The organism is Mycobacterium shunyiense, from assembly GCF_058270035.1.
In genome coordinates this window covers 600,798-610,752 of the sequence record NZ_JBZDPT010000031.1, presented here as the reverse complement: position 1 = coordinate 610,752, position 9,955 = coordinate 600,798, and the positions used below count along the sequence as shown (strand labels likewise).

Sequence of the window (9,955 nt, the reverse complement as noted above, 5' to 3'; positions counted from 1 at the left end):
CCACCACACCACCTATGACGAACACAAAGCCTGGGCACACCGTCACACCACCCGGGACACCGAGGCCGCTTGACAACTTGCGGTCCTGGGATGTCTAGCGCCGGGCTTATGTGGAGCTCGGCAGTCGCCAGACGTTAGTGTGTTTCGTCGGCTTCAGCGAACAAGCCGATAGAAAAGTTGAGCAAATTCATGACCGCAGCACCAGAAGCATCGGCGCTCGAAGCCCGAGTCGGCCACTACTACGAGGCCGACGGCCTCTATTTGGTCGGCCGCGAGAAGGTACGCGAGTACGCCCGTGCCGTGCAGGACTATCACCCCGCACACTGGGACGTCGACGCCGCGGCGAAGCTGGGGTACTCCGGGCTGGTCGCGCCGCTGACCTTCACCTCGACCCCGGCCATGGCCTGCAACCGGCGCATGTTCGAGTCGATCGTCGTCGGTTATGACACCTACCTGCAGACCGAAGAGGTCTTCGAGCAGCACCGCCCGATCGTGGCTGGGGACGAACTGCATGTCGACGTCGAGTTGACGTCCGTCCGCAGGATCGCGGGCCGCGACATGATCACCGTCACCAACACCTTCACCGACACCGCCGGCGAGCGGGTCCACACCCTGCACACCACCGTCGTCGGCGTCACCGCCGACGACATCAATCCGGCGACGATGACCGCCGTCCAGAACGCGATGATGCACGACGTCGACTTCTCCGGAATCGGCGGATCCGATGACTACCAGAAGACCGTGCGCCCCGAAGGTGACGTGCGGATCTCCGACGGCGGCCTCACCCGCACGCCCGGAACACTGTCCTTCGACGACCTCAAGGTCGGCGACGAACTCGGGGTGCACCACACCCGGCTGTCCCGCGGCGACCTGGTGAACTATGCCGGCGTGGCCGGCGATGCCAACCCGATTCACTGGGACGAGGACATCGCCAAGCTGGCCGGACTGCCCGACGTGATCGCCCACGGCATGCTCACCATGGGGCTGGGTGCCGGTTTCGTCTCCGCATGGTCGGGCGACCCCGGTGCGGTCACCCGCTACGCCGTGCGGTTGTCCCAGCCGGCGATCGTGTCGGCCAAGGAGGGTTGCGATATCGAGTTCAGCGGAAAGATCAAGTCCCTGGACCCCGAGACCCGCACCGGCGTCGTCCTGGTCGCGGCGAAGTCCGAGGGCAAGAAGATCTTCGGCCTGGCGACGCTGAACATCCGCTTCAGCTGACCCGCCGACGCCGAAAGTCCGCTTCCGGCTTCAGGTCGCCACCTCCGCCGGTTCGCGCTGGATGGGCTTGGGCCATGGCGAACGCGGCGGGCGGGGGCGCACCCGCTGCGGCCACCAGAACCACCGCCCGAGCAGGGTGGCGATGGACGGTGTCATCAATGCCCGGATCACGAATGTGTCGAAGAGCAGGCCGAGGCCGATAGTCGTGCCGACCTGGCCGATGACGATCAGCTTGCTCACCGCCATCGACGCCATGGTGAACGCAAACACCAGTCCTGCGGCGGTGACCACCGGGCCACTGCCACCCATGGCGCGGATGGTGCCGGTCTTCAACCCGGCGTGGATCTCCTCTTTCATTCTCGACACCAGCAACAGGTTGTAATCTGCGCCGACGGCCACCAGCACGATGACCGACATCGGTAGCACCATCCAGTGCAGCGGTATCCCGACAATGTGCTGCCATATCACCACCGACAGCCCGAAGGCGGTGGCCAAGCTGACCACCACCGTGCCGACAATGACCGCCGCGGCCACCAGGGCCCGGGTGAGGATCATCATGATGATGAGGATCAACATCAGCGCAGCGGTTGCCGCGATCAACAGGTCGTAGTCGGCCCCCTGCTGCATGTCCTTGAACATCGCCGCGGTACCGCCGAGATAGACAGAGGATCCCTCCCACGGTGTTCCCCTGATGGCCGCGGCCGCAGCGTTCTTGAGAAGCTCGGAACGGGCCGTGCCTTCGGGCGTCAGGGGGTCGCCCTGATGAATGATGGTGAACCGCACGGCCTTTCCATCCGGCGACATCATCAGCTTCATGCCGCGCTGAAAATCGTCGGTTTCGAAGGCTTCCGGGGGAATGTAGAACGAATCATCGTTCTGGGCTTTGTCGAACGCCTCTCCCATCGCGGTGCTGTCCTTCTGCTGCGCCATGGTCTGGTCCTGCTGCGTCTTCTGAACCTGATACTGGTTGAGCATCATCTGCTTCTGGTTCTTCATCGACTGGATCATCGACGGCATCAATGCGACCAACTGCGGCATCAGGGCGTCCAGGCGCTCCAGGTCGGGTACGAGATCCTGAATGTCGTCAGACAATGTGTTGATTCCGTCGAGAGTGTCGAATATCGACCGCAGCGACCAACAGATGGGGATGTCGAAACAGTGCGGTTCCCAGTAGAAGTAGTTTCGGATCGGCCGGAAGAAGTCATCAAAGTCGGCAATGTGGTCGCGAACCTCATTGGTGTCCGTCGACGTCTTCTTCGTCTTCTGCACCATGCTGTGGGTGACCGCAGCCATCTGCTGGGTGATGGACTGCATCTTCTGCATGGTGTCGATGGAGGTCTGCATCTCGCCGGCCTGGGCCAGGATGTTGTCGATGACGCCCTGTTGGTAGTCGTTGCCCATGATCTGGCCGGTGCCGCTCTGGCTGAGTGAGTACGGAATCGTCGAGTGCTCAATGGGTTTGCCATCGGGGCGGGTGATGGTCTGTATCTGAGCGATACCCGGTACCTGTGCCAGCGCCTTGGCGATCTTGTTGATCACCAGGAAGTCCGCCGGATTCCGCAGATCGTGGTCGGTCTCGATCATCATCACGTCCGGATTCATCCTGGCCTCGGAGAAGTGTCTGGTCGCGGCCGCGTAACCGACATTCGCCGACACATCAGGGGGCAGATATCTCCGATCGTTGTAAATGGTGTGGTAACCGGGCAGCGCTAGCAGCCCGAGCAGGCACGCCGACACCGCGAACACCAGCAGTGGGCCAGGCCAGCGCACGGCCGCAGTGCCGACCCGGCGCCATCCTCTGGCCTTCGACTTCCCGCGCGGCTCCAGGAACCGGCCCCAGCGACTGGCTATCGAGATCAGCGCGGTTCCGAACGTCAGGGCTGTCGCCACAACGAACGCCATACCGACGGCCAAGGGGTAGCCCATCGTCTGGAAGTAGGGCAACCGGGTGAAGTGCAGGCAGAAGGTGGCACCCGCGATGGTCAGGCCGGAGGCCAGCACAACGTGGGCAGTACCTTCAAACATGGTGTAGTACGCCGATTCTCGATCCTCGCCGGCCCGCCGCGCCTCGTGATATCGACCGACCAGGAAGATCCCGTAGTCGGTTACCGCAGCGATGGCCAGGGTCACCACCATGTTGGTCGCGAATGTTGTCAGGCCAAAGACGTTGTAGTAGCCCAGGAATGCGACCAGCCCACTGGCACCCGTCAGTCCGGCGATGAGCAGTACGCACAGGAGGAGCGTGGTAGTCACGGAGCGGTAGATCACCAACAGCATGACGACGATGACCCCGAAGGTGACCATCTCGATCATCCGCATGCTCTGGTCGCCGATCCGGTTCTGATCCGAACTCGTCGCCGCCGCACCCGTCACGTACGCCTTGATCCCCGGCGGTGCCGGGCTCTCCTCGGCGATCTGACGAACGGCGTCCACCGATTCATTGGCCAATGCCTCGCCTTGATCGCCCGCGAGGTAGACCTGGACATACGCGGCCTTGCCGTCGACGCTCTGGGCTCCCGCTGCCGTGAACGAGTCACCCCACAGGTCCTGCACGTGCTCTACGTGTTTGGTATCGGCGCGTAGGTCACGGATCATCTTGTCGTAGTAGGCGTGTGCGTCCGCACCCAACTTTTCCTGCCCCTCGAGCACGATCATCACAGAGCTGCTGCTGCGGTACTCCTCGAATTTCGTGCCGATACGTTTGATGGCGATCATCGACGGTGCATCGTTGGGACTCATCGACACCGACCGCATCTTGCCCACTTCCTCAAGTTGGGGCACGACGGTGTTGAGTATTGCGATCAAGGCGATCCAGATCACGATGATCGGGAGAGCGAAAATCCGGATGAGCCGCGGGATGACCGGGCGCGACTGGTGAGCAGGGCTCGGGACGGGAGCGGTCGGGGCGTCGTCCACGGGCGCGCTCATGCTGCCTTCACCAGGCAGAAGGTTTGTGCGTTCACTCCGGTAGCCGTCCTCTCGTCCTTGACGACGTCATCGACGGTGATCCGGCAACCGATGCTGTCGCCGTCGGTCTGGGCCAGGATGTTCGGTGACGACGAGGGAGCCGTGGTCGTCAACGTCAAACTCCAGGGCAGCCCCACGGTTCCGGTGCGCTGCGGAATCCCGTCGAGATCCTTGTAGTTGATCACCGCCGTACTGCCCGAGCCGTAAACCTCATACGTGACAACCTTGGGATTGAACTTCTCCGCGGTGTCAGCGCCGATGGGCGTCACCAGCACCGGATGCGCGCCGAAGATGGTCCGCAGGTGCGACACCGTGAGAACGCCAACGGACAGGGCAACCACGATGGCGATCGGTAGCCAGACCTTCCGGAATATCTTTGTCAGCATCGCTGCCTCCCGAAGTTGACCAATGCAACCTTCGGCCACCAGTTGACCTGACCCATTTCCCAAGGCCATCGAACACGTGACCTCGGTACACGTGTCGGAAACCTATTGGCAGCTGTCATCGTCCGGCCTTTCGAAGTTTTCGAATGGCCACAGGATTTGGTGGTCGTGGTCAGCTTAAGGAGCAAAGCTCGGCTGCCGGACGAAAATGCGACGAAATGCGTGGTTGAGGACTCAGCCCCTACCGCAGGCGCGACACCAGGACGGAAGTTCCAGGGCCTGACAGTCCGTCGATCGCGACGGTACGTCCGCACACCGCCAGCATCAGCGCGACGCCGGGGCCGGCAATGACCCGGCCCTCACCCCACGTGCGTCCGGTGTCCTCGTCGTGTAGCGCGAGGCCACGTAGGCGTCGGTGCGGGAAGAACCCGAATTGTGTTCGGCTGGTGAGGAAATCGAGAACCCGTGCGACGTGCTGAGGGTCGGGCTGATGCGGAAGCCCCAGCGGGATGCGCATATCGGCACCGTGCACCAACACATCGGTCAGGCCCGACAACGGGCCGGTGATGGGCGGGCTGAGTCGAAAGTCGGCGCCACGGCGCAGCATCTCGGCGATCTCGACAGCTGATGCCTGCGCCCGCCGGCGGGCCAGTGCGTCGATGCCGCGGTCGATGTTGCCATTGCGGACACCGCTGGCCAGGAACCCCCAGAACCCGTCGGTGAAATCGCTGACCAGATGGGCCGCAACCGTCTTGACATCCCAGCCCGCGCACAGGCTCGGCGTCGCCAACTGGTCGGCGTCGAGTCCCTCGACCAGGGTGGCGATCGAGCGGCGCTCGTCGGCCACCGCCGCGAACACCCGCTCGCGCTCGTCTCGGCTCAACCGCATGGCCGCAGTCCGTCATTCACGGGTTGGTCTCCTGTGGATTCACCTCGGCAAGTAGGCCACGCCGCGCCGACGGAAACGCGATGGCCCGCACCTTGCCGATGACATCGGCGACCGACACGGTCCCCGCGGAGGGATCGCCCGTGCACATCAAGCCACTGGCGATATCGGGCACGGCACTACGACAGTACGTGCGAGAGTCGGCCGAATGGGTGCGGTTGTCTCCCATCACCCACAGCCGGCCGTCCGGGACATCGACCGGACCGAACTCGTTACCCAGGCATGGAAACGCCTTCGGGTCTGCCTCCATCGTGGCCGGATCCAGGTAAGGCTCCGTGAGCAGTGTGCCGTTCACCGTCAAGCCCACGTCCGCACGGCATTCGACCGTCTGCCCACCGACTGCGATGACCCGCTTGACCAAGTCGTTCTCACCTGTGGCACCAGGCATGTACCACGCCGTCGGAGCCGTGAACACGATGACGTCGCCAGGCTGTGGTGTCCCGAACCGATAGCTGAGTTTGTCGACGACGACATGGTCGTTCTCACACACGCTGCAGCCTTGCAGTGTTGGTTCCATTGCCTCCGAAGGGATCTCGTACGTCGGAGCGAAGGTCATCACCATGGCGACGCCGAGGGCGCCCATCACGACCACCAGAACTGCGGCCACGACCGCCAGTTTGGTCCACACACCACGCTTTCTCGCTCGCTCAGGCTGCTGTTCCACTGCGGTTCAGCCCGGGACGCCGGCCTTGAAGGTGGCCAACGCTTCGGCGCTCAGCCGGGCGAGTTCCTCGGCCTCGGCCGGATCGAGGGCAGTTTCGAAGATCTCGACCATCCGCCGGTTGGTCGCCTGCTCGATCTCGGCGTACCGGTCCTTCTTGTCTTCACCATCGGCGAATGGTTCAGGCCACCCGAACATCGCGGTGTACTGCGGCCCCTTGTTGAGCATGTGTGCTTCCACCGGAGCGATACCCGAGATCGTCAGCGCGTTGAAGTGCACGCCCGCGCGCAGTTCACGGAGCACGAACATCACCTGCAGCGCTCGCGCCGGCGCATCGTCGGCCAACGGCATCGCGCGCCACCCCGCGAACAGGGGCAGGCCTGCGATCGGCGTCGCGGCGATGAGCTTCTCCCCCAGTTCGGAGATGCGATCCAGCCCCTGGGCGGCAGCCAGGTATTTGCGGCCGAACTCCGCGGCCTGCTGCCAATACTGTTGTGCCGCACCGTCGGCGCCGCGCACCGCGACGCCCTCATCCCACATCGCGGAAAGGCCGGTCGGCTCGAACACCGCGAAAACAGCGCTGACGGTGGCACCGGACGCGTCACCCAGGACCCCGCCGCGGCCCGCGACATACCCCGCCAACGGGTTCTCGTAGCCCGCGGCGATACTGGCCGCGAAGTTCTCCGGATGCAGCATGAAGATCGCGACCGCCTGCTCCATCGCCGTACCGGTAGCGGCGGCAGCGTTCAGCATGTCGGTGTTGGTCATGACAGTGATTCCTCCTGGTGCATCATCTGGCGAGATCCCACTGGCCGTAATCGGCTGCGAGAACGTCATTCACGTCGACATGGATACCGTCGATCACGAAACCCGGGTCGGAGGCGGTCACGACCTCCCGCTGGAACAGCACCGCAGCCGGCTCGCGCTCACCCCGCGACCATGCCTTCGTCTGCCAGGCCCACCGATAGCCCGGAGTGCTGGAGGCGCCGACCACACCGTCGGCGATCGCCCATCCACATTGCCTGCGACCGCCGTAGATTCCGGTGCGCGCCACCCCGAGCACGGAGTTGATTCCCCGAAACCATTGGACTGCCAAACGTTTCCACGCTGCCGCGTCGATGTCCTCGTCGACGCTGAAGAAGATCGGTGCCGATGCCGGACCGCCGGCCGCGGTATGAAGCCCCAACGCCGTCCGCGCGTCGGCCACACCCCCGTCGTACCCACGGGTGAAGTCCGAGGGCGTCGGCCAACCGGGCTTGCCGAACTGGTAGCAGCTGACGATCTGCAGGCCGGCCGCCCGGAGGCGATCGGCGTAGTCACGGGTGACGGGCTTGAAATCGAACGTGGCGCCCGGCCGCAACTCGGACACATAGACCAACGCGCCGCCGAATCCCGCGGACTTCAGCTGTTCGGGCTGGACCAGCCGGTCGGCGAAATCGACGAGCTGCAGACCGTCGGCGGAGGCCGTCGGTGTGCCGGCTGACGCGGCCAACGCACCCGGGACAGCGAGGGCAGGAGCCAGCACTGCGGCATATCTGAGGACTTCGCGTCGTGAAGCGGATGGCGTCACGCAAAGGAGCGTATCCCCTGTCGTGTCCGCTGAGTGTTGCGGCGTTGGCGCCAGAACTGCTCCGTAACCGCGGGCCGATGAACCACAATGTGTTCACTCAGTTGGCGGCCGAGCGAACAGACGATCGACTGGCAGGACCACCCGTGCGACGTGACGTGATCGATTTCGACGTAATGCTGGGTCACCCATGTCCGGATATCTGGGAGATCCTGCAATCACCCGACCGGTATCCGCGATTCTTTCGCGGACTCGGGTCGTGCGAGCAGATCTCTGACCACGCGCAACAGTTCGAGCTCCGGTTCTCCACCCCCCGCAGCACGGTCGTTGTTCACGAGATGCACCTGACCGTCCGCCGCTCCGGCAGGGAGATGCTCCTCAACGCCACCCAGATGCCCGACAGTTGCGTGTCGATTCGGCTGACCCCAGGAGCGAACGACACCCGGATCGCAGTGACCGCCTTCTCTATCGGCCAGCTCCACCCGGACCTCGCCAAGATCGACGACAGCGTCGTCGAGAGCTGGGTCCGGGACGGCCTGCAGCGAATTGCCGACTTCCTGGCCGGTAAGCAATCGTCGCTACTGGTCAACATGGGCGACATGCGCTCCTTGCAGCTCAGCGTCGCCAAGACCATGGTCGTCAGTGGCGTCGTACGGGCATCCCGGCCCGATCGCGGACTGCGCCAGCTCAACTCCCTGTCCAAGTGGGGATTCACCCTGGCCGGCGGCCTCACCGCCGCCGCCGCTCGATCACCCCGCAACCTCGCGTTGATCGACGACGTCGGGCAATCGACCTACGCGGAAGTGGCCGAGCGCACCACCTCCATCGCCTCGGGTCTCACCACCGTCGGCTTCACCGCGAACAGCAAGCTCGCGATCCTGGCGCGCAATCACTCGGCGATGGTGGAGTGCATGGTGGCGGCCAGCAAGCTGGGCGCCGACCTGGTGTTGCTCAACACCGGGCTGGCCGCGCACCCGATCGAAGAGATCATCCGTCGCCATGCCGTCGACGCGCTGTTCGTCGACGAGGAGTTCGAACCGCAGGTGCGCTATCTCCCCGCCGAGATTCCCCGCATCGCCACGCGCCCCGCTTCCACTGCGCAGCAGCGGCGTTCGATCGACGATTTGATCTCGGCCGGTACCAACAACGGGCCGCTGACCCCTCCCAAGCAGCCGGGCAGGCTGGTCGTTCTCACCTCCGGCACGACCGGCACACCGAAAGGCGCGCGCCGGCCCACCCCACAGGGCTTCGGCACGATCGCCGCGATGCTGTCCCGGATGCCGCTGCGTCGCGACGAGGTGATGCTGATCGCCGCGCCACTGTTCCACGCCTGGGGCCTGGCCGCGCTGCAACTCAGTGCCGCGCTGCGGGCGACGGTGGTCCTGATGGAACGGTTCGACGCCGAGGAGTGCCTGAAAATCATTGCGCAGCAACGATGCACGGTGCTGATCGCCGTTCCAGTCATGCTGCAGCGGATTCTTGAGTTGCCGGCCTCCGTGATCAATCGCTACGACACGTCGTCGCTGAGGGTGGTTGCCAGCAGTGGGTCACCGATCCCCGGAGCCTCCGTCATCAAGTTCATGGATACCTTCGGCGACATCCTGTACAACTTCTACGGCTCGACCGAAGTGTCCTGGGCGACGATCGCTGACCCGACCGACCTGCGCGCCGCCCCGACAACCGCCGGTCGGCCACCGCTCGGTACCCGCATCGCCATACTCGATCAGGCGGGCGACCCCGTGCCCGTCGGCGCTGTCGGTCGCATCTTCGTCGGCAACGACATGCTGTTCGACGGCTACACCAACGCAGCGTCACCTGCCATCAAAGACCAACTGATGGACACCGGCGATGTCGGATACCTCGACGCCAGCGGGCGCCTCTTCGTCGCCGGACGCGACGACGAGATGATCATCTCCGGCGGCGAGAACGTGTTTCCGCGGCCCGTCGAAGAAGCACTCGCACTGTTGCCGCAGGTCTCCGAAGTCGCGGTGATCGGCGTTCCCGATCCGGTGTTCGGCCAACGCCTCGCCGCGTTCGTCGTCGTTGCCGACGGCGCCTCGCTCGACCAGGAAATGGTCAAGAACTACATCCGAAACCGCCTGAGCCGCTTCTCGATTCCGCGCGACGTCACCTTCCTCGACAAGTTGCCGCGCACGACCACGGGCAAGATCATCAAACGCAGTCTGCTCGAGGGATAGCTCCGGCCGGAAGGC

At 64.3% G+C, this 9,955-nt stretch carries 8 protein-coding genes; 2 read left to right on the top strand and 6 right to left on the bottom strand.

The annotated features are described in order from the left end of the window. The first annotated feature begins 189 nt into the window (after positions 1-189). A complete protein-coding gene (locus tag AC4ELS_RS20010; RefSeq protein ID WP_491839939.1) occupies positions 190-1,218 on the top strand; it encodes a fused (3R)-hydroxyacyl-ACP dehydratase subunits HadA/HadB in 1,029 nt (342 codons plus the stop codon). Positions 1,219-1,248: 30 nt separating this feature from the next. On the opposite strand, the gene AC4ELS_RS20005 is transcribed toward AC4ELS_RS20010, so the two are convergent. The 6 genes from AC4ELS_RS20005 to AC4ELS_RS19980 form a co-directional block, all read right to left on the bottom strand. Next, the gene (locus AC4ELS_RS20005; RefSeq protein WP_491839940.1) at positions 1,249-4,146 is read right to left on the bottom strand and encodes an MMPL/RND family transporter; all 2,898 of its coding nucleotides are present in this window, start codon (positions 4,144-4,146) and stop codon (positions 1,249-1,251) included. After that, entirely contained in the window at positions 4,143-4,568 is a 426-nt protein-coding gene (locus tag AC4ELS_RS20000; protein WP_088305576.1) for an MmpS family transport accessory protein, read from the bottom strand. Before AC4ELS_RS20000 ends, AC4ELS_RS20005 begins: the two co-directional genes overlap by 4 nt. A 241-nt stretch (positions 4,569-4,809) precedes the next feature. Further along, positions 4,810-5,457, bottom strand: a complete 648-nt coding sequence (locus AC4ELS_RS19995) for a maleylpyruvate isomerase family mycothiol-dependent enzyme (RefSeq protein WP_499048828.1) — start codon at positions 5,455-5,457, stop codon at positions 4,810-4,812. A gap of 16 nt (positions 5,458-5,473) precedes the next feature. Then, entirely contained in the window at positions 5,474-6,121 is a 648-nt protein-coding gene (gene lepB, locus AC4ELS_RS19990; RefSeq protein ID WP_499048825.1) for a signal peptidase I, read from the bottom strand. A gap of 63 nt (positions 6,122-6,184) precedes the next feature. Further along, entirely contained in the window at positions 6,185-6,943 is a 759-nt protein-coding gene (locus AC4ELS_RS19985; RefSeq protein ID WP_499048822.1) for an SCO6745 family protein, read from the bottom strand. A gap of 22 nt (positions 6,944-6,965) precedes the next feature. Beyond that, positions 6,966-7,745 (bottom strand): DUF1906 domain-containing protein, encoded by a 780-nt coding sequence (locus tag AC4ELS_RS19980; protein ID WP_499048820.1) that lies wholly within the window; start codon positions 7,743-7,745, stop codon positions 6,966-6,968. Between the two features lie 143 nt (positions 7,746-7,888). On the opposite strand from AC4ELS_RS19980, the gene AC4ELS_RS19975 reads away from it, so the two are divergent. Further along, positions 7,889-9,940, top strand: a complete 2,052-nt coding sequence (locus AC4ELS_RS19975) for an AMP-binding protein (protein WP_499048817.1) — start codon at positions 7,889-7,891, stop codon at positions 9,938-9,940. Positions 9,941-9,955: the final 15 nt, after the last annotated feature.